Origin of the sequence: Bartonella sp. AP11XZML, from assembly GCF_042196445.1 — a bacterium.
GTDB lineage: Bacteria > Pseudomonadota > Alphaproteobacteria > Rhizobiales > Rhizobiaceae > Bartonella.
Window position 1 is genome coordinate 1 of record NZ_JBHIQF010000090.1, and the last position, 21,468, is coordinate 21,468.

Consider the following 21,468-nt stretch of genomic DNA (forward strand, 5'->3'; position numbering starts at 1 on the left):
AAAAAACTCAATAGAATCAAGATTCACCTATTCCCTTATATTAGACATAACTATTTTATTTTACTTGCTTTTTATTTGCCTGTCACGCCCACCATTCAACTTTATAGTATAAATAAATTATCGAATTATCGTATTCTTCCAAGGTACGGGATGCGTAAATAAAGATTCGGAAATAAGATTTTGCAACATGCCTCTACAAAGGGCATACTTTACGGAGTGTTTCTAATATTTTTTACGTTCTGATAGCGCCTCTTAGGGGAAGCCATCTAAAAGTATCACAAACGTAATAACAGCCTCATTTTGCAACAGATTAGAAGTTTGATTTTAAAATTCTTTCCACAAGCATAGGCTTCCGTTCTAAAAAATATTGTTTGTTTCCTGATCTATCCCCTGTTTTTTTTAATTCTTTCATGTCTATTGGTATACAACTTGTTGTCCAAACAGTTAGATATAACCACAGTCACTTCGATAGATATAAAACACTTAACCTTAGAGCTGTATTTTGAGTTTACCAATTACAGATTATAATAAAATATTAAAAAGAGTAAAAAACACGATAAAAGCAAATTTTTTCATTCTAAAAATACATTTGATTTATAATCATGTTTTATTGTTTGCCATGTTGAATGAGAAATCCGAATATCGTAATGTTTTCTCATTTCAAACCTATTTATATTGAATTAAACAAAACCGTCTCTCTTACACGTCATAAGAGGAATTAGTATTAAGTAAAAATTGTATAAAAAAGCACAAAAATGCCGATAAATGCCTCAAGTGCTGAGATCTATTGCAACATCGGAGGCTGACAAATAGGCAAAGTGTATGATAATGTCAGCTTATTTCATCATAAGTGTAAAGATGATGGAGCTCAATGGATTTATCATTGTACCATTCACGAGCGCCAGCGTGAAGTGAGCTTTAAGAGATATCTCTTAAAATAAAGCCTGTAAAATGGCATTCTCCTCACACTGTATTCCTATTGAAATAATGATCACCTTGAACCGTGTGAGTTTAGATCTTCAAAGCTCATCTACATAACATTTTAATGTGATTGTTATCCAATATTAAAATACTTCTAACATGATGTACAAACTATTAAAGAAATAAGAAAAAACATTTGAAAATGTAAATATGAAATCTAAAAATTTAACTCTAAGATACAATCTATCTTCATTCATATAAATATACAGTATACATTCTTAAACCTATAAGACTAAGAAAACCTAAACATTGATGAAACCTATAACCCTACCTGAGAAACAGTGACAATCATGTTAAATTAAATTGTCCGCAAGTGTCTCTCATTGAAAAAAACAATATCTTATCTGGACGGCACATATAACATCTTTTTATACGAAAAAACTATAAAGAATTAATTCGTTATGAATCACAGCTTCCAAGACAAGAAGATATTTTCCACCTCTTGTGCCATCTGTAAATTCTCATCATAAACAGATATCGTTTTTATTCTTCAATGTTTCATAAACTGTTCTAAATCGAATCCATCATGCCTTGTATATAATCAAAGTCGATTTTACTAAAGATCATGCTGAAAAACATAATAATATTATTCATAAAAAATAAAAAAATTACAATAGATGTTTTTTTTTGCAATTTCACCAGCATTAACCGCAATGCTTAAATCTAATCTAAGAAATAAAATATTCATTTTCAGAAAGATGAAAAGAATCTCTTAAAAAAGAATTTTTACAATCTGTTTCCTAAAGCATGTAATGTAGTAGCAACACGCGGCAAGAAAACGCAATGCCACAAGTTTCAGTAATCAAAAGCAATTTTTACTGAAAAAGAGAAAACAGCATCATTTTATACTAAAACAGTCAACAGAAAACGTGTAGCAACAAAATAAACCAAAAAACATCAAAAAGGTTCGGGATTATACAGAAAAATAAGCTAGTAGAATAAAAGGAAAACTCTTTAACTTTTTATAGCCTATAAATATCATTTAAACATGGTGATCCCGACAGGATTCGAACCTGTGACCCACGGCTTAGAAGGCCGTTGCTCTATCCAGCTGAGCTACGGGACCCAACTGATTATTTTCTCAATTCAAAATAGCATCTTCAATTCAATGTGTCCAAGAATGCTGCCGATCACTGCGAAAATTATCAGAATAAGAAATAGCACGTCGAATCGATGTATGTTTCTTTTCTACACGGTAAGAGATAGCATTCTTACGTGCAAAAGCAATCGCTTCTTCCTTCCTATTAAATCGAATCTTTACCTGATTATTCATATCAGACGTTGCCGTGTAGCCCATAAGAGGTTCAAGCATTTTTGCTTTCATTGGCTCATACTCTAGAATCCAAAAACCTGTATTCCCCTTACCTGACTGCATAGCTGTCTTAGCAGGACTATAAATACGTGCGATCATGCCTTTTTCCTTCAGATTACACAACGCTTGGATGATAGTTTCTCACCACACGTACCCAATTGGGTCATTCTCACACACTCAATCAAATATGGTCGGAGCGATAGGATTCGAACCTACGACCCCCTGATCCCAAATCAGGTGCGCTACCAGGCTGCGCTACGCTCCGCCATTTACATTTACTTGATGCACATTTCCTAAAATTTTCACAACAGAAGTGCAAGAGAAAAACACACTTTTTTTTAATTTTGTTGCATTTCTTTACAAAAAAGCACATTTTTTAATTTTTCCCCCTACTCAATAACAAATTTATTGACAAATAGTAGAAAATAACTTCCGTAAGAAAATCCAATCTATATTAAAAAATAACGAATTTCTTTATAAGGATTTCATAATTTTTATCCTGTTTTAAGCAAGCTCTCATTGTATCAAAACACATTCCACAGATACAATTTTAGAAAAAAATGACTTAAATATCATAGAAAAACTTTCCCAAAGAAAACATAAGCCAAAAAACTCAGCTGTATTAAGCTTTTTTCCCCTCTTTTTCTATCTTCCCAAGGATTCTTTTATTAAAAATTCTAGAATCTTCTACAATCCAAACCCATAAACAACAAACATTTTTTCAAAGCACAAAGGTTTTATTATAAATAAAATAAAGCGCTCTTTTTAGAAAAATTTTCAAATGCGAAGATGGTAAGAATTCAACATCATACAATAAAATCTCAAAGCTATTTAAAATAAAAACACGATAAGAGTAAAAAACACTATTTTTTACTCTTATATAGATATCCCAAAAGAAGAAAATTTAAATGACTTGTCTTCCACATATTGAAACGATAATAGAAGGACAGAATAAGTAAGCCATGATAAGGAGTATTTACGGATTTCTTCTATTTAAAACTTCAGCAATAACAGCACGTGTTATTTTTCTTTTTCTTTGTAATGCCAACTGATCAACAGAATCAATAACACGCTTCAATGAAAATAAAGAACGTTCACAACGGCTTACAAGATAATAAACCGTATCTGGATGTACAATAAGTTGCCTATCGGAAAAAAGCTTAAATGCAACAGCTGTTAACAATGCATCATCAGGCTGATTAATTTCAACGAACATCACCGAATTAAGACGACTTTTTAGATCATTTAACATTAAATTCCAAGCGGAAGGAAGTGTTTGTGCCGTCATCAATAAAGTAGCCTGTCGTGCATCAAGATTTGCTTGCTTAATACTGTTAATTAAATGAAAAAGTTCTGTCTCATTGATTTCACCTGTATCAATATCCTCTATTAAAAATGATCTGCCTAAAGAAGCCATAGTAACAGCCTGATCAAGTTCATTGTGCTGAATCCTGAAAGCATCTGCTTTTTGGAGCCATATATTAGAAAAATGCGTTTTTCCAGATCCTTCTTTACCAACCAAAACTGCAATAGGTAAGCTCCAATTGGGCCAGTGATCAATAAGCTGAAAAGCCATACGATTGCTTTCCGTTACCACTAAATCCTCAAATTGAAAAATCGGATCATAAGGAAAATTTAAAGATAATTGCGTTTCACGCCCATTCATTTTAGCGGCTCCGAATTTCCGCTTCGCGAATACATCTGAGAACTCAGATAAGTATGAAGAGCAAAACGAACTAAAACGCCAACAGCCGCTGCCGCAGGAACAGCAACAAGCATACCAGTAAAACCAAAGAGTGAAGAAAAAGCAAAAAGTGAAAACATCAACCATACGGGATGTAATCCCACTGATGAACCTACAAGCTTGGGTTGAAGAATATAACCTTCAATAAATTGACCAATTAAAAAAAGTGCCATCACAACAATGATTCCCCCCCAATTATTGGGATAAAACTGGACCCATGCAATACCAACAGAAAGGACCAAACCACTCATTGTGCCGATATAAGGAACAAAGCTAATAAGACCAATAAACATACCAATCAAAAGACTAAAATTGAGTCCTGCAATCGTTAAACCAATAGCATAATAGCCTCCCAATATGAGACAAACTGTTCCTTGTCCACGAACAAAGCCTGCAATAGCTCTATCCATTTCATGAAAAATACTACGAACGGTTTCCAGATGATCCCGCGGTATTAACGAATCGATTGCTGTTACCATACGTGGCCAATCTAATAACATATAAAATGCCACCACAGGTGCCACAACAAATAGGCTAACGATATTAACGATTGATTTTCCTGACTTTAAAAGTGAATTCAAAAGAGACGTGATAAAATCCGAACCTTCTCCCAAAAATCCTTTAATATTATTCCGTAATTCATTTGGATCACTTCCAAAATAGCGCCTTAACCAATCAAAATCATGCTCAACAAAAAAGGTTTGAATACGATTAATATAGACAGGTAAACCATCACTCATAAATTGCTGTATTTGCCAACTAATAACAGGAATCAAAATAACTAAAGCAGCAACAAAGGTAATAACAATAAATAAGGTAATAAGGACAGTCCCAAACACACGACGAATACCAAATTTTTCAAGTAATTGAACAATGGGATTGAGAAAATAAGCCAACACAATCCCTGCCACAAAAGGAAGCAAAATCGATCCAAAAACAAACATAAAAAGAATGAAAAAAATTAGCGTACCAAGCCAAAAAAAGATTTGCCTTTTCATATTATTCGGCAACGGTAATTGAGTATACGCTGGCACATAAGTCTTATAACGATCACGAGATGTATTCTCACTCACTTTCTTTTTCATAAGTTGCCAAGAAGACTGTCCGTGATTATCTGATATCTTGCTCATAAAATATCCTAAAAAAATCTTCACAAAAAATTATAAACAACTTCAAAATAAGGTACAAGAAAAGTTGCTTATTTTCTTATCAATATCTCTTGCAGAGAGAACTCTATCATGGCATTGCATAATATCAAAACCTGATTTTCCATTAAAGGAAGGCTCCAATGAGCAATCAAGATCTTACAAATAATAAATCCAAGGCTGGGGATAAATTAAAAGCTGGTCTTACCTACGCAAAAGCCGGTGTAAACATCGATATGGGTAATGCTATGGTAGAAAAAATCAAACCTTTTATACGCGCGACAAAACGAGCCGGAGCAGATGCAGAAATTGGCGGGTTTGGTGGCCTTTTTGATTTAAAAGCAGCTGGCTTTACAGATCCTATCCTAGTAGCAGCCAATGATGGTGTGGGAACAAAATTAAAAATTGCCATTGAAGTGGGGCACCATAACACTGTAGGTATTGACCTTGTAGCTATGTGTGTCAATGATTTACTCGTACAAGGAGCTGAACCTCTCTTTTTTCTGGATTATTTTGCAACTGGAAAGCTCGACCCTGAACAAGGTGCTGCGATTGTTTCTGGTATTGCAGAAGGATGTAAACAAGCCGGTGCTGCTCTTATTGGAGGAGAAACTGCAGAAATGCCAGGAATGTATGCAGAGGGAGATTATGATCTAGCCGGTTTTGCTGTAGGAGCATGCGAACGCAGCAAGCTACTCCCTTCAAAAGATTTGATAGAAGGTGATGTTATATTAGGTCTAAGCTCCTCTGGAATTCATTCCAATGGCTTTTCGCTTGTTCGACGAATCATCCAGCAAAATTATCTCAAATGGAATGACCCTGCCCCTTTTTCCCCCGAAAACAGCCTTGGTATAGCACTTCTTACACCAACACGCATTTATGTAAAATCGCTTCTTCCCATCATGCGAAAATATGAAGGGATTAAAGCTCTTGCTCATATTACGGGTGGAGGCTTTCCTGAAAATATTCCACGTGTCCTTCCATCCTCTCTCTGCGCTGAAATTAATCTTTCTAGCATCAATGTTCCAGCAGTATTTTCATGGATTGCCAAACAAGGTAAAATAGAAGAAACAGAAATGTTAAGAACATTTAATTGTGGTATTGGCATGATCATTATCGTAGCACAGCATGCAGCTGAAACAATTACACAAGCTCTTGAAAGAAAAGGAGAGACTGTAACTCCCCTTGGCATTTTAACAAAATGCCAAGATCAAAATAAAGGAATACTTTATAAAGGGGTACTGCATTTATGAAAAAACAAATCGTCGTTTTCATTTCTGGTAATGGGTCCAATATGGTCGCCCTTGCTCAAGCTAGTCAACAAACGGAATATCCTGCTGAAATCGTCGCGGTTATTTGCGATAATCCGCATGCAAACGGTATTGAAAAGGCGCAAAACCATAACTTACCTATTCATATTGTTGATCGTAAAATTTACAAAACAAAAGAAGAGCATGAAGAAAATATTTTTACAATTTTAAATCAATATAAACCGGATTTTCTCTGCTTTGCAGGGTATATGCGCCTTATCTCACCACGTTTTGTAAAACTTTATGAAGGACGAATTTTAAACATTCATCCTTCTCTTTTGCCTTCATTTAAAGGCTTAAACACACATGAAAAAGCTTTACAAGCAGGTGTAAAAATCACGGGTTGCACTGTTCATCTTGTTACAGAAGACATGGATGCAGGAAAAATCCTTGCCCAAGCAGCCGTTCCAGTCTATCCCCATGATACTGCTGAGTGCTTAGCACAAAGAGTTCTTAAAGCAGAGCATAAACTCTATCCCGAAGCCTTAAAAGCATTTATTGAAGGAAAGAGCAAAATGATAGATACGCAACAACAGCTTTTATCTCTTTGAGTGTATCAACAATCTATTAATCAGCATATTTCAATGCTTTACACATAGTTTTTGCTCAGTATCTACAATTGAAAATCTCTATGAAATGTTGACATAATAGAGTCCATCTCTTCATAAATTTTTGCACAAAACATATGATTTTTTTGAATTTTAGTTCATTTTCAAAATTCTTCTTTATTCAGTTCTATGACATTATCATAAACACTATTTATCAAAATGCTCTGGTATTTAGCCTAAAAAATCTTAAAATACGCAATTTTTCTACTGCATAAATTTTTACTCATGATGAAAGTGTTTCTTTAACTGTTACAGCTAACTGTTTGAGTGTAAAAGGTTTAGATAAAAAACCAAAAACAGCATCTTGTGGAAGATTTTTAGCAAAAGCATCTTTTGCATATCCAGAAACGAAAAGAAATTTGATACCAGGATAGTTTTTACAGACTTCCTTCAATAAAGTGGGCCCATCCATTTCTGGCATCACCACATCGGAAACAATAATATCAACATCTCCTTTTTGTTCCTCAAGAATAGAGAGTGCTTCCACCCCACTTGCTGCCTCTAAAACCGTATATCCTCTCATTTGAAGAGCTCTTACCCCCCCCATTCTGACCGCATCTTCATCTTCAACCAATAAAACAGTCGCAGATCCTGTTAAGTCTATATTTTTATCTTTCTCTTCATCTTTTTCAATCTTTTGAGAAATTTCTCCTTTTATATTGGGGATATAACGGGGAAGAAAAATATGAAATGTTGCTCCTTCACCTTCTTTACTTTCACAATAAATATACCCACCGCTCTGCTTGACAATTCCATAAACCATTGATAAACCAAGTCCTGTTCCTTTTCCAACTTCTTTTGTTGTAAAAAATGGCTCAAACATTTTTTCTTGTATAGCAGCAGATATACCAGCCCCTGTATCTGAAATAGTCAATTGCACATACTCGCCAATTGCTAATCCAAGATGATTAAATTCAGCACTTTGTTGCTTTGTAATATTATTAGTCGCAATCGTAACAATACCTCCATCTAACATGGCATCACGCGCATTAATAACCAAATTCATAATAACACGCTGAAAAGATGCTTGATCAACTTCAACGCTCCACAAATCTCTTCCATGGATAATTTTTAACTGAATATTATTCCCCAAAAGTGGTAAAATAAGATTGCGGATATCTGATAAAAAATCAGTAAAATCAACTTCTTCAGGTCGAAGTGTTTGCTTTCTAGAAAAAGCTAATAATTGCTGGACAAGAGCAGCTGCACGATTAGCATTGTTTTTAATATTGATCAGATCAGCATGAGCAGGATCAGAACTACGATGCGTATTTAAAAGAAGATCACACGACATTAAAATTGCTGTTAAAACATTATTAAAATCATGAGCAATGCCGCCAGCCAATTGTCCTACAGCTTGCATCTTCTGACTTTGCATCATTTTATCTTCAAGAGTTTTTTGTTCGGTTGTTTCAATCACAGAGATAATAAGCAAATCTTGCAATGCATCACCGTGATAGGGCGGTACAGACATAATATGGAGCCGTAAATGGCATTCTTCATTTTTTTCTAAAACAGTTTCTAGAGAAACAAAATAATTTTCATTTGTCGCAATTCTCTGAAAAGAACGCTCTAACTGCACACAATCACGACGAGAAATAACATCATAAAAATTGACAGCTTTGTCCATACATCCCGTGAGTGATGAAAAAGCTTTATTCATATGAACCAATTGCCCTGCATGATCCACCACAGCTATTGCAAAAGGACTCGCATCAAAATATTCTCCTAATATACTGGGTAATTTTAATTGATCATCCTCTTCTTTTTGTATTTGTTGTGGAATGATCACAACACGATAAATGGCTTCCTCTTCTAAGAGAGAAGAAACAGATATAAGACAATGGAATATTTTCTCACAAGTCGTGTGTGAATTTAAACATAACGAAAACCTATAAGGTAAAGAGTAACCTGAACTTTGATATCTGTTGGTTTGTAAACAGATATCACTCCATGAGCTCTTAGCGCCAACGCTATCAAATAACGAATCAAAATTATGTTGACCAATTGAGAAATTCGCTAAATCAATTGAAAACCATTCTGCAAAAGTCGCATTGGCATAAAGAATAGTTCCTTGTCTATTAACGGATACAAAACCAATAGAAGCTTGATCCAAGTGATTGATAGCCTCTTGAAGGTTCGAGAAAAAAACTTCTCGCGTTTGTTGTAAGTGCGAAATATCAGTAATACGCCAAAATAAAAGCTTTTTTTTCTGTTTTGTGATAGGTTGAACGGAAATATTATACCAAACAGCTTTTTTGGGTGTAGAATCGGTAAAAATTGGCTGTTCTACTCTTAATTCCTCTTGCGCTGCAAGATTATTACAGGCTGCAACCTTTAAGCGGTACGAGAGTGCACCAGCTCCTGGCAGATCTGCAATAACCCTATAACAAGACACTTCAGGCTTATAGGTCAGAATTTTTCGATAGTTTTGATTAGAATAATAAACAAAACCAGAAAGATCAGAGATTACAATTGCATCATCGCTCCTATTAAAGATGCTAAAATCAAAATCTTCATGCGACCACACATGATATCTTAAAATTCCCATTCCACACAAAACGAGTGTTGCAACACCGATCATTGCTAGAATCAAAAAAGATATTGATATCGCCTGTTGCAAATAGTTTTGTGGATAAAAAAAACCTAAAATACCCACAATGAAAAGAAAACCTAATACAAAAACAACACCAAAAATCACAACTCTCCGGTGAAACGAAGACGCTGATCTTTCATTATTCTCAAAATCTTTATCCATCTCTCTTTGCCTTAGCTTATAGCTATTTCTTATGTCACAAACTTCCTTTATATTCGTTGTTATGTTGTTATAAAGTATATACTATGATATTATCTAAGATAAACTCGCTTAATATTCAAAAGTTTATTTCTTACATTATAAGTGAATCTTTTGAGGGTATGTTTATAAATTTATCTCAATAAAAAATAATATTTCCATCCAAAATGGGAGAAGATCTATGTATATCTGGTTATCAGAGCAGATAGGTGTATCTGCTGCAAACATAACGATAAGCTTTTTGCTTTTTATAATAACAATCGCAGCTATTACCGTAATTATCGTGTTTTTACGTCGCTTAAGTACAGGAAGATACAGCATTAATAGAAAAAAAAGTCTATCACGATTAGCATTATGTGAAGTAATTTCTATAGATCGAGCACGCCGCCTTGTTTTAGTCCGTTGCGATAATAAAGAACATTTGCTCCTTATTGGCGGATTAACAGATGTGGTTGTAGAATCCGATATTACTGGTACATCAAAAATACAAAAAAGAGAAACAGACACACATCTAAATTCCGCTCCTCCAGAAAGAAACGATGTATCGGATAAAAATCCCTCTCCTTTTACGAATCAAGCGGTAAAAGATTCAGCCATCACCGCCGAAATTGAGGGGCGGCAAGAACCATCTTTATTCATTCCTACCCCTCAAAAATAAAAATATACAATTTCATCACCACGAATTTCATTTGTTTATCATCTCAATAACCTTAATCATCGCGATAAACTCTTTCACGTCGTTCGTGACGTTCTTGCGCTTCCAATGACAAAACGGCTATCGGCCGAGCCTCAAGACGCTTGATACTAATGGGTTCGCCGGTTTCTTCACAAAAACCGTATGTCCCATTATCAATGCGCTCTAAAGCAGCATCTATTTTTGAAATAAGTTTCCTCTGACGATCACGAGCACGTAATTCGATTGTACGATCAGTTTCACAAGAAGCCCGATCAGTCAAATCGGGCTGACCAACATTCTCTTCCTGCAAATTTTCCAAAGTCTCACGAGCTTCTTTTAATATATCATTCTTCCAAGAAACCAATTTAGCACGAAAATACGCCTTTTGCCGCTCATTCATAAAAGGCTCATCTTCACTAGGGCGATATTGACCATCAATCTCTTCGCTCATGCAATAAAAAACCTCCACATATGCTATGTGCGGTCTATATATTGTGCAATACCCATCAACACAAGAGTAAAATGTTTTTTCATAACAATCGACGAATATATCTAAATGCACTGTTTAGGTTTGATCGCTTTTTTATGTAGATTGAATTCTTGATCAAATCTCATCCAGAATCATTTTTCTCGCTTATTGAAAAACTTTAAAAAGAAGGAAATCAGATATCAGAGCCATCCCTCCCCTACTCTCTACATTGTTTAAAATCTAAATGAAGCAACAATAAATCATTTCATCAATGCAAAAAATAAAATCTTTATAAAGGCAAAGTGTGATATTCACGTTTCAAATACATCAAAGCATCTTTTTCTTTATTACAGTTGATTGCAACAACCTCACCAATCAAAACACAATGGGTTGCGTGTTCGTGCCAACAAATCAAACGACAATCAAACGACGCTAGAGCGTCTGAAAGACTAGGCGCCCCCGTTTGCAAAGCTCCCCATTGAGCAACATCAAAACGCTCATTTTGTGTAGAATTGCAACGCCTCGAAAAAACATCCGCTAATGAGCGATGTTTTCCTGCCAAGCTATTAACACAAAAATTTCCATTCTCCATAAACACCTGATTCTTTAAATTATGACGCATGAGACAAACAAGAAGGGTTGGAGGATCATCAGATAAAGAACAACACGCCGAAACAGTCACCCCACGTCTTCCCTTAATACCATTTGTTGTCACAATATGCACAGCTCCTGCAAAAAGACTCATGGCATCTCGATATTCTTGAGAAGAAACCGCAATAGTATGTTTATGTTGAAGTTCAGGCATCAAATATGTTTTATGATTCGACATATCTTTCACTTATAAAGCTTTAAAATTTCAAGCAATCTTTCCATAAAAAGACCTATAATACATATTTTTTCTTTTCCGTCATAACACAAAAAATATTTGTGTATACACAGCGATATGATAAAAACTGCCAATCTAAGGAGATTTTAATGCCCCATTCTCATCTCATTTCGCCTTCTCTCTTGGCTTCTGATTTTTCTAAACTTGGACAAGAAATGTTAGATGTTGTTGATGCTGGTGCAGATTGGCTTCATCTTGATATTATGGATGGGCACTTTGTTCCTAACATCACCTTTGGTCCTGAAATCGTCAAAGCTCTACGCCCATTAACAAAAGCAATATTTGATGTCCACCTGATGATCGCACCAGTAGACCCTTATTTAGAAGCTTTTGCAAAAGCAGGTTCAGATATTATAACTATTCATGCTGAAGCAGGTCCACATCTTCATCGTTCATTACAAACAATCAAAAAAATGGGGAAAAAAGCAGGAATCGCACTCAATCCAAGCACCCCTGAACATGTACTTGAATATTTGCTTGATCAATTAGATCTCATTCTCATCATGACGGTCAATCCCGGTTTTGGTGGACAAAGTTTTATTCCAGAAATAAAAAATAAAATTAAGCGCGTTAAAAACATGATTGCAAACCGCCCTATTGATCTTGAAGTTGATGGTGGTATCACCGTTGATACAATTGGGATAGCTGCAAAAGCTGGTGCAAATGTATTTGTCGCAGGCTCTGCAATTTATAAAGATGGAAATAAAGAGCTTTACAAAACACGTATTAGTGCATTGCGCCAAGCCGCAATCCTCTCACAACAAGGAAAAAAATGATGATCGCACGTTATTCCCGCCCTGCAATGGTAACAATTTGGTCTCCCGAAACAAAATATCGTATTTGGTTTGAAATTGAAGCCCATGCCTGTGATGCCCTTGCTCACTTAGGGATTATTCCGAAAGAAGCCGCCAAAGTCATTTGGGAAAAAGGGGCAGCAGCTAAATTTGATGTCAATCGCATTGATGAAATTGAAGCAATTACCAAACATGATGTTATCGCATTTCTAACCCACCTAGCTGAATTCATTGGACCAGAGGCACGTTTTATCCACCAAGGCATGACATCATCTGATGTTCTCGATACAACGCTGAACATTCAATTGATGCGTGCGAGTGATATTTTGCTAGAGGATATAGATCAACTTCTTGAAGCATTAAAAAGACGTGCTTTTGAGCATAAAGAGACAATCACCATTGGGCGGAGTCATGGCATTCATGCTGAACCGACAACATTTGGAATCAAGTTTGCTCTTGCATACGCTGAATTTTCCCGTTGTCGCAAACGTCTTCTTGCTGCACGAGAAGAAATTTCTACTTGCGCGATTTCAGGAGCTGTAGGAACTTTTGCTAATATCGATCCACGCGTTGAAGAACATGTAGCAAAAGCCTTGAAGATGCGTGCTGAACCGGTTTCCACCCAAGTAATACCAAGAGATCGTCATGCTATGTTTTTTGCAACACTTGGTGTTATTGCTTCCTCTATTGAAAGGCTAGCAATAGAAATACGCCACTTACAACGAACAGAAGTTCTTGAAGCAGAGGAACATTTCTCACCTGGGCAAAAAGGTTCATCGGCAATGCCTCATAAACGTAATCCAGTTTTAACAGAAAATTTAACTGGATTAGCCCGTATGGTACGTGCATTTGCACTCCCAGCCATGGAAAATGTAGCTCTTTGGCATGAACGTGATATTTCCCATTCATCTGTTGAGCGTTATATTGCTCCAGATGCGACTATTACACTTGATTTTGCTCTTTCTCGCCTCACATCTGTCATTGAAAATCTCATTGTCTATCCAGAAAATATGCAAAAAAATCTCAATAAATTCCGCGGTCTTGTTCACTCACAACGGGTTCTTTTAGCACTCACACAAGTAGGGATTAGTCGTGAAGATTCTTATCGGATTGTACAACGAAATGCGATGAAAGTTTGGGAACAAGGAAAAGATTTTTTAGAAGAACTCCTCAACGACAAAGATGTTACCAAAGCTTTAAGTGAAGAAGAACTTCGCGAAAAATTTGATCTTTCTTACCACACCAAACATATCAATACGATTTTTAAACGTGTTTTTGAAGAACAATAAAGTGACATAGAAAACCAAAATCCATTCAACCTATGATCAAAAATCTGTTGTAACAAAGAAAAACAATTCATGAAAGCAAATCAACTCGATATTCTTATTGTTCCTGGCTACAAAGGATCTGGTCCAGATCATTGGCAAACACGCTGGGAAAAAAAATTGTCGACAGCCAGCCGCATTGAACAACTCCATTGGTCAAAGCCTGTTTGTGAAGAGTGGGTTAACAAAGTTAAAACCGCCATCGCAAAAGCTCAAAGGCCTGTTATGCTTATTGCTCATTCATTAGGAGTTCCCAGTGTTATTCATGCAACTGTACAAAATACAGAAAAAATTTGTGGCGCTTTCTTTGTTGCACCTCCAGATGTCGCCAATGAAAAAATACGTCCCAAACATTTAATGACATTTGGCCCCTATCATCGCCAAAAGCTTCCTTTTCCTTCTATTGTCATAGCCAGTCGCAACGATGAGTTTTGTCAATTTTCAGTAGCAGAAAAAATTGCCAATGATTGGGGATCACTCTTTGTTGATGCTGGGTATTCTGGCCATATTAACGCAGAATCCGGACACGGACCTTGGCCTGAAGGGCTTATGGTCCTCTCTCACTTTCTTGCAAAAATTTGATCCAAAAGAGGTGATCTTCTTTCTCATCGCTTATGTATCTTCACCTTTGGGTAAACGTGTAATGATAAAAATTATAAAAGTATCATAGCAATATCATTGAGAAATTCTATCAATTAGGATAGTATCATTTATCAATGTTATTAAAAACCTCTCAAGATAAATAGAGAATCATGATGAATCGTCGCCACCGTATTTATGAAGGCAAGGCTAAAATTTTATATGAAGGACCTGAACCAGGGACTTATATTCAATTTTTTAAAGATGATGCAACTGCCTTTAATGCAAAAAAACATGAAATTATCGACGGAAAGGGGGTTTTAAACAACCGAATTTCGGAACATATTTTTGGCCATCTTGGACGTTTGGGCATCCCAACACATTTTATCAAACGTATAAACATGCGCGAACAGCTTATTAAAGCGGTGGAAATCATTCCATTGGAAGTTGTTGTTCGCAATGTTGCTGCCGGCTCTCTTGCTAAGCGTTTAGGACTGGAAGAAGGAACCCCGCTTCCGCAATCCATCATTGAATTCTACTATAAAAATGATTCTCTCGATGATCCTATGGTAACGGAAGAACATATCACAGCTTTTGGGTGGGCTGTCCCACAAGAGATAGAAGATATCATGCAACTTTCAATTCGTATTAATGATTTTCTTTCTGGGCTTTTTGCCGGTGTTAACATCCAATTAATTGATTTTAAAATGGAATTTGGTCGCCTGTGGGAAGATGAAACAATGCGCATTGTTCTTGCTGATGAAATCTCTCCTGATTCTGCACGACTATGGGATATGCACACACAAGAAAAAATGGATAAAGACCGTTTTCGTCGTGATATGGGAGGGCTTATTAATGCCTATCAAGAAGTTGCCAAACGTCTTGGTATTATGAATGAAAACGAACCAACACGACCAAGTGGTCCCGTTCTCGTAAAGTAAAAACAAGGTAAAAAACATCACCTTATACAAACACCCCTCTTCAAAGGAGAGGTTCTTTTAAAAAGCAGGAAGCAAAAAATGAAAGCACGCATTACAGTTACTTTAAGAGAAAGCGTTCTTGATCCACAAGGAGAAGCAATTGTCGGTGCTTTAAAAAGTTTAGCTTTCGAAGGCATTCAATCCATTCGTCAAGGAAAGGTTTTTGATATTGTTCTTGATGAACTACCTTCTGAAACCGCAAAGAAAAAACTTGAACAAATGTGTGAAGAGTTACTCGCAAATACTGTCATTGAAAATTATACAATCGAACTTTTTTAAGTGAAATGCTCATGAAAACTGCCATCATTCAACTTCCTGGATTAAATCGTGATCGAGATATGGTTGCAGCATTACATCATATAACGGGAGTTGAGCCACTAAAAATTTGGCAAACAGAAACAACAATTCCAGATGTAGATGTTATTATTATTCCTGGTGGTTTTTCCTATGGCGACTACTTAAGATGTGGTGCGATTGGAGCGCGAACTCCCGTCTTAAAAGCCATTCGTGAAAAAGCACAAGAAGGTACGACAATTATAGGTATCTGTAATGGATTTCAAATTTTGTTGGAAGCAGGATTATTACCCGGTACTTTAATGCGTAACGCTTCTTTAAAATTTGTTTGTCGTGAAATCAAACTTGAAGTCGTTAACGCCAAGACAAAATTTTCTCGATATTATTCTAAAGGACAAATTATTCGTTGTCCTGTTGCCCATCATGACGGAAATTATTTTGTTGATAGTGAAACATTGAAACAAATGGAAGACAATGAACAAATTGTTTTTCGCTATGCAGAAAATACAAACCCGAACGGCTCAATGAAAGATATTGCTGGTATTGTTAATAAAGCTGGTAATATTCTTGGTATGATGCCCCACCCTGAAAACTTTATTGAACCCGCCCACGGAGGTACTGACGGTCGTTTACTTTTTCAAAGTGCTTTAGAGTTAGTAAATGGATAATGCTGCAAAAATACTCGCGCTCCATAATTAAAAAAAACAAAGAATTATACCATTTCTCGCATCATAAATCTATAAACAAAGCTCTTCACAAACAACAATGGATATTATTTTCTAAACACATAATTATTTAAGACCATTTTTAGTCTTAAATCCCACCAAACAAACGGACAAAATCTTCAGCTTACTGTCTATAAATATTTTTATTATTAAACAACATTATTGTTTATAATATAAGCTGCTAGGTAAAAAAATAAAAATACTAAATTTCGATTAATTTGACGGATAAATACTCATGAAGCCTTGCAATAACATCACTATTACACCAGAACTCATTGCACAACACGGGCTAAAAGAAGATGAATATCAACGTATCCTGACGTTAATCGGTAGAGAACCCACATTTACTGAACTAGGAATTTTTTCTGCAATGTGGAACGAGCATTGTTCCTATAAATCATCTAAAAAATGGCTAAAAACTCTTCCGACAGAAGGAAAATGTGTCATCCAAGGACCTGGTGAAAATGCTGGTGTTGTCGATATTGGCGAAGGACAATGTGTTGTTTTCAAAATGGAAAGCCATAACCACCCTTCTTATATTGAACCTTATCAAGGTGCAGCGACAGGTGTTGGTGGTATTTTACGTGATGTCTTTACAATGGGAGCCCGTCCTGTTGCTGCTATAAATGCATTGCGATTTGGTGCTCCTGATCACCCACGAACACGCCATCTTGTTTCTGGTGTTGTTTCTGGAATAGGTGGTTACAGCAATTCTTTTGGTGTTCCAACGGTTGGTGGAGAAGTAAATTTTGATGAGCGTTATAATGGCAATATCCTTGTTAACGCTTTTGTCGCCGGTATTGCAAAGACAGACGCCCTTTTTTATTCTAAAGCACAAGGTATTGGACTCCCTGTTGTTTATCTGGGTGCAAAAACAGGACGTGATGGTGTCGGTGGAGCAACAATGGCTTCTGCTGAATTTGATTCTTCAATCAGTGAAAAACGTCCAACCGTTCAAGTCGGTGATCCTTTTACAGAAAAATGTCTCCTTGAAGCATGTTTAGAGCTCATGGAACTTGGAGCCGTAGTTGCTATTCAAGATATGGGGGCAGCAGGACTCACCTCTTCTGCCGTTGAAATGGGAGCAAAAGGAAATCTGGGGATACAGCTTAATCTTGATACAGTTCCTGTTCGAGAAGAAAACATGACAGCCTATGAAATGATGCTTTCTGAAAGTCAAGAGCGTATGCTCATGGTCCTTAAACCAGAACTAGAAAAGCAAGCAGAAGCAATTTTTCATAAGTGGGGACTACATTTTTCTATCATTGGAAAAACAACCGATGATTTACGTTTTCGTGTATTTCATCAAGGGGAAGAAGTTGTCAATCTTCCCATCAAAGAGCTTGGTGATGAAGCGCCTGTTTATGATCGTCCTTGGAGTGAGCCGGCAAAAAAAACACCCTTGAAAGCAGAAGACGTCAAAAAAGTTGAAAATCTTGGTGATGCGCTTCTGAGCTTATTGAATTCTGCTGATCAAAGTTCTCGGCGATGGGTTTATGAACAATATGATACCCTTATCCAAGGAAATAGCCTTATTCGCCCAGGAGGTGATGCAGGCGTTATCCGTGTAGGAAACAACAGCAAACGTGCTCTTGCTTTTTCTTCTGATGTAACACCTCGCTATTGTGAAGCAGACCCTTATGAAGGGGGGAAACAAGCTGTCGCAGAATGCTGGCGAAACATTAGTACGACAGGTGCAACACCACTGGCTGCTACAGATAATCTCAATTTTGGTAACCCTGAAAAACCTGAAATTATGGGACAGCTGGTTTTTGCTATTAAAGGTATAGGAGAAGCTTGTAGAATCCTTGATTTTCCTATCGTTTCAGGCAATGTTTCTCTTTACAACGAAACAAATGGGGAAGCCATTCTTCCAACCCCCACAATTGCTGGGGTAGGCCTTCTTAATGATTGGTCTAAAATGGTAACAATAAGTGGTATGCAAAATGGAGATATTCTTGTTTTAGTAGGAAATTGCGGCTCCCATTTAGGACAATCAATCTATGCACGTAACATTTTAAATATTGATGCAGCCCCCCCCCCCCTGTAGATTTACAACTTGAAAAAAAGCATGGTCAATTTGTTCGAGATGTCATACATCGTGGTTTTATTCACGCCGCCCATGACCTTTCTGACGGAGGATTAGCGATAGCACTTGCTGAAATGGTCATTAAAGCAGGTAAAGGAATCAAAGTAAAATTAAGCAATAAATCACCCCATCATGCAGAACTTTTTGGAGAAGACCAAGGACGTTATCTTTTAGCCGTCAAACCTCACTCTCTTAATAGTCTTAAAGAGCTCGCACAAATAAGTGCAGTTTCTTTAACAGAGCTAGGTCAAGTTGCAGGTGATGCACTTGATATAGATGGAATACTAAAACTTTCTATAGACAAACTCACAAAAGCCTATGAAAACTGGTTTCCACAATTTATGGGTGAAGAATAAAAATTGTTTTTTCTCTTAAACAGCCTTTATAAAAAAATGAACAACATAGGAGAATAATGATGGCAATGAGTGCTCATGCAATTGAAACGCTTATTCGTGAAGGCATTCCTGATGCTACTGTAACAATTCGTGATCTTGCTGGAGATGGGGAACATTATGCTGCAGAAGTTATTTCTGAAAGTTTTCGTGGTAAAACCCGTGTTCAACAACATAAAATGGTCTATGATGCCCTTAAAGGCAATATGGGAAATGACCTTCACGCCTTAATGTTGCAAACAAATGTCCCAAAATAATCTAAAATTTCTTCTTGCATTCACACATTTAATACGATTAAAAGCAGTATGAATATAAATTACACACTGATAAAAATCTGAAATATCGAGGGATAAAAATGACCACTGTTCATGATTTTATTGACAACGAAATTAAAACAAACGACGTCATTTTATTCATGAAAGGAACACCTGACGCTCCGCAATGCGGGTTTTCAGGACAAGTTGTTCAAATTCTTGATTATTTAGGATTGAATTATAAAGGGATTAATATCTTAACTTCTAACGAATTGCGTCAAGGGATTAAAGATTACTCAAATTGGCCAACAATTCCACAGCTTTATATCAAAGGTGAATTTATCGGAGGCTGTGATATTGTTAAAGAGATGTTTCAAAACAATGAGTTACAGGAACTTTTGAAAGAAAAAAATATTCCATGTAATCAATCATAGGTATCTTTCATTTTATTCAGACTCTTAAAAAGAGCTGTTTTCAGACGAAATTTTTATTTCAAGGATGCCATATGTCATATTCAGTCGATGAACAAACGCATAGAGATGCGATTAGAAACAAAATTGGCTATAAAGAATTTGTTATTCTTATTGCTTCGCTCATGGCTATTAACGCTATAGCTGTTGATATTATGCTGCCAGCTATGCCCGATATTTTAGACGGCTTAAATGTTCTCAATGAAAATGATCAACATTATATCATTTCGAGTTATCTTATTAGCTATGGTATTGCTCAAATATTTTTCGGTCCAATAAGCGATAGGTATGGACGACGTAAACTTATTCTTCTCGGGCTTGCTTTTTATTCATTTACGGCGATTGGCTGTGCCTTTGTAACTGATTTTTCTCTCTTACTTATTTTACGTATCTTGCAAGGAATTGGAGGGGCTGCTATGCGAGTTCTTACAGTTTCCGTCGTACGTGATCTTTACAGTGGTCGAAAAATGGCAGAAGTTATGTCTATTGTTATGATGGTTTTTCTTGTTGCACCAATGATTGGTCCCGCAACAGGACAGATCATTTTACTGCTTGGACATTGGCAATATATTTTTATTTTCATGGCAATGATTGGTTTAGGACTGATGATTTGGATTCAACTGCGCTTGCCTGAAACTCTTTATGCGCAACGCTCTCTTTCCTTTTCTTCAGTTAAACACAACTTATGGATTGTAATAACCAATCGTACAACACTTTGCTATACACTTGCAACTTCCATTATTTTAGGCTGTATCTTTACCGCCGTTAATACATCACAACAAACATATGAAGGGATCTATAATCTAGGACTTTGGTTCCCTATTGCTTTTGCAGTTGGTGCTGCATTTCAAGCTCTATCATCATTCTTTAACTCTCAACTCGTTGGACGCCTTGGAATGCGGCGTATTGCTCATACTATGCTTTTGCTCTTTTGTGCCGCTTCATGCATTTGGTTTATTGGGTCCATCTTAGCAGGTGGTGTTATCCCTTTTCCTTTTTATATGACGTTATATTGTATATTAATGTTTACCTGCGGTGGTATTATGGCCAATTTCAATACACTCGCTCTTGAACCTGTAGGAGAAATAGCTGGAACAGCTTCTTCTGTATCCGGCTTTCTTCAAACATCTATCGGTGCAGGACTTAGCTTTTTTATTGCCCAACAATTTGATGAAACAACCATCCCAAACTCAGCAGGATTTTTCTTTCTGAGTCTCACTGCCATACTTCTCGTCTTATGGGCTGAACGTGGTCATCTTTTTAGACAATATCATAGTAATCCTAACGAATAAATATTACTATGAAAGATTAATAACATCTCTCTTGAACAATAAGAAACAATAAGAAGATAAACCTATCAGACAAAATAAAACATCTCCAAATAGAACACTCTTGTGTTAACATTCACATTGTTTGTTTAAAGGTACAGCTCTCGAAATATCAAATCATTTCACGACAGCACCCATAAATGGTATAATGTAAAAAAACAAACATACCTATTGTTGCAACAACTCTTGTATGTGAAACGGTTTATTAAAAAATATTTTTATTCTTTTCTTCAATAGTTTTTATGAAGACGGGCTGGTCTCTCATCTCATGATAGGCAAACAAACAGTTTTGATTGATTTAACCTGAACAAGA

The 21,468-nt window shown here is 36.3% G+C and carries 18 protein-coding genes, 2 tRNA genes and 1 pseudogene; 13 read left to right on the forward strand and 8 right to left on the reverse strand.

Annotated elements, in window-relative coordinates; all coding sequences use genetic code 11:
* Positions 1–1,970 precede the first annotated feature (1,970 nt).
* The 5 genes from ACFIMG_RS08700 to ACFIMG_RS08720 form a co-directional block, all read right to left on the reverse strand.
* Positions 1,971–2,047, reverse strand: a tRNA-Arg gene (locus tag ACFIMG_RS08700).
* A 39-nt stretch (positions 2,048–2,086) separates the two neighbouring features.
* The gene (locus ACFIMG_RS08705) at positions 2,087–2,392 is read right to left on the reverse strand and encodes an ETC complex I subunit (protein WP_375611556.1); all 306 of its coding nucleotides are present in this window, start codon (positions 2,390–2,392) and stop codon (positions 2,087–2,089) included.
* Between the two features lie 89 nt (positions 2,393–2,481).
* A tRNA-Pro gene (locus tag ACFIMG_RS08710) sits at positions 2,482–2,558 on the reverse strand.
* Positions 2,559–3,269: 711 nt separating this feature from the next.
* Positions 3,270–3,959, reverse strand: coding sequence for a DnaA regulatory inactivator HdaA (hdaA, locus tag ACFIMG_RS08715; RefSeq protein WP_375617798.1), 690 nt, complete (start codon positions 3,957–3,959; stop codon positions 3,270–3,272).
* Positions 3,956–5,167: an AI-2E family transporter gene (locus ACFIMG_RS08720; RefSeq protein ID WP_375632188.1), complete on the reverse strand. Its 1,212-nt coding sequence runs from the start codon at positions 5,165–5,167 to the stop codon at positions 3,956–3,958. The genes hdaA and ACFIMG_RS08720 overlap by 4 nt, the downstream gene beginning before the upstream one ends.
* A 158-nt stretch (positions 5,168–5,325) precedes the next feature.
* Between ACFIMG_RS08720 and purM the strand changes: the two genes are divergently transcribed.
* Both purM and purN read left to right on the forward strand, forming a co-directional pair.
* Positions 5,326–6,435: a phosphoribosylformylglycinamidine cyclo-ligase gene (gene purM, locus ACFIMG_RS08725; RefSeq protein WP_375679240.1), complete on the forward strand. Its 1,110-nt coding sequence runs from the start codon at positions 5,326–5,328 to the stop codon at positions 6,433–6,435.
* Entirely contained in the window at positions 6,432–7,043 is a 612-nt protein-coding gene (gene purN, locus ACFIMG_RS08730) for a phosphoribosylglycinamide formyltransferase (protein ID WP_375679239.1), read from the forward strand. The genes purM and purN overlap by 4 nt, the downstream gene beginning before the upstream one ends.
* Positions 7,044–7,323: 280 nt before the next feature.
* Here purN and ACFIMG_RS08735 read toward each other — a convergent pair whose 3' ends face one another.
* A complete protein-coding gene (locus tag ACFIMG_RS08735; protein WP_375679238.1) occupies positions 7,324–9,858 on the reverse strand; it encodes a response regulator in 2,535 nt (844 codons plus the stop codon).
* Positions 9,859–10,075: 217 nt separating this feature from the next.
* Here ACFIMG_RS08735 and ACFIMG_RS08740 point away from each other — a divergent pair, with 217 nt between their 5' ends.
* The gene (locus ACFIMG_RS08740; RefSeq protein WP_375679237.1) at positions 10,076–10,552 is read left to right on the forward strand and encodes a hypothetical protein; all 477 of its coding nucleotides are present in this window, start codon (positions 10,076–10,078) and stop codon (positions 10,550–10,552) included.
* A 52-nt stretch (positions 10,553–10,604) separates the two neighbouring features.
* On the opposite strand, the gene dksA is transcribed toward ACFIMG_RS08740, so the two are convergent.
* Both dksA and ACFIMG_RS08750 read right to left on the reverse strand, forming a co-directional pair.
* Complete coding sequence (gene dksA, locus ACFIMG_RS08745; protein ID WP_015856486.1) at positions 10,605–11,021, reverse strand: RNA polymerase-binding protein DksA; 417 nt, start codon at positions 11,019–11,021, stop codon at positions 10,605–10,607.
* Between the two features lie 307 nt (positions 11,022–11,328).
* The gene (locus ACFIMG_RS08750; RefSeq protein ID WP_375611549.1) at positions 11,329–11,868 is read right to left on the reverse strand and encodes a flavin reductase; all 540 of its coding nucleotides are present in this window, start codon (positions 11,866–11,868) and stop codon (positions 11,329–11,331) included.
* 146 nt (positions 11,869–12,014) lie between these two features.
* Between ACFIMG_RS08750 and rpe the strand changes: the two genes are divergently transcribed.
* The 10 genes and pseudogenes from rpe to ACFIMG_RS08800 all read left to right on the forward strand — a co-directional run bounded on the left by rpe (position 12,015) and on the right by ACFIMG_RS08800 (position 21,119).
* Positions 12,015–12,701, forward strand: a complete 687-nt coding sequence (gene rpe, locus ACFIMG_RS08755) for a ribulose-phosphate 3-epimerase (RefSeq protein WP_375679236.1) — start codon at positions 12,015–12,017, stop codon at positions 12,699–12,701.
* A complete protein-coding gene (purB, locus tag ACFIMG_RS08760) occupies positions 12,701–14,008 on the forward strand; it encodes an adenylosuccinate lyase (RefSeq protein ID WP_375679244.1) in 1,308 nt (435 codons plus the stop codon). The genes rpe and purB overlap by 1 nt, the downstream gene beginning before the upstream one ends.
* A gap of 69 nt (positions 14,009–14,077) precedes the next feature.
* Positions 14,078–14,626, forward strand: a complete 549-nt coding sequence (locus tag ACFIMG_RS08765) for an RBBP9/YdeN family alpha/beta hydrolase (RefSeq protein ID WP_375611547.1) — start codon at positions 14,078–14,080, stop codon at positions 14,624–14,626.
* Between the two features lie 173 nt (positions 14,627–14,799).
* Complete coding sequence (purC, locus tag ACFIMG_RS08770; RefSeq protein ID WP_375679243.1) at positions 14,800–15,564, forward strand: phosphoribosylaminoimidazolesuccinocarboxamide synthase; 765 nt, start codon at positions 14,800–14,802, stop codon at positions 15,562–15,564.
* Between the two features lie 78 nt (positions 15,565–15,642).
* Positions 15,643–15,882, forward strand: a complete 240-nt coding sequence (gene purS / locus ACFIMG_RS08775) for a phosphoribosylformylglycinamidine synthase subunit PurS (protein WP_273791180.1) — start codon at positions 15,643–15,645, stop codon at positions 15,880–15,882.
* An 11-nt stretch (positions 15,883–15,893) separates the two neighbouring features.
* Positions 15,894–16,565 carry a phosphoribosylformylglycinamidine synthase subunit PurQ gene (gene purQ / locus ACFIMG_RS08780; protein WP_375613086.1) on the forward strand — a complete coding sequence of 224 codons (672 nt, stop codon included), beginning with the start codon at positions 15,894–15,896 and terminating at the stop codon, positions 16,563–16,565.
* Between the two features lie 292 nt (positions 16,566–16,857).
* A pseudogene (gene purL, locus ACFIMG_RS08785) lies at positions 16,858–19,067 on the forward strand (phosphoribosylformylglycinamidine synthase subunit PurL).
* A 59-nt stretch (positions 19,068–19,126) separates the two neighbouring features.
* Entirely contained in the window at positions 19,127–19,360 is a 234-nt protein-coding gene (locus ACFIMG_RS08790) for a BolA family transcriptional regulator (protein WP_273791183.1), read from the forward strand.
* A gap of 98 nt (positions 19,361–19,458) precedes the next feature.
* Entirely contained in the window at positions 19,459–19,791 is a 333-nt protein-coding gene (gene grxD, locus ACFIMG_RS08795) for a Grx4 family monothiol glutaredoxin (RefSeq protein ID WP_375606638.1), read from the forward strand.
* 71 nt (positions 19,792–19,862) lie between these two features.
* The gene (locus tag ACFIMG_RS08800; protein ID WP_375679234.1) at positions 19,863–21,119 is read left to right on the forward strand and encodes a multidrug effflux MFS transporter; all 1,257 of its coding nucleotides are present in this window, start codon (positions 19,863–19,865) and stop codon (positions 21,117–21,119) included.
* Positions 21,120–21,468 lie beyond the last annotated feature (349 nt).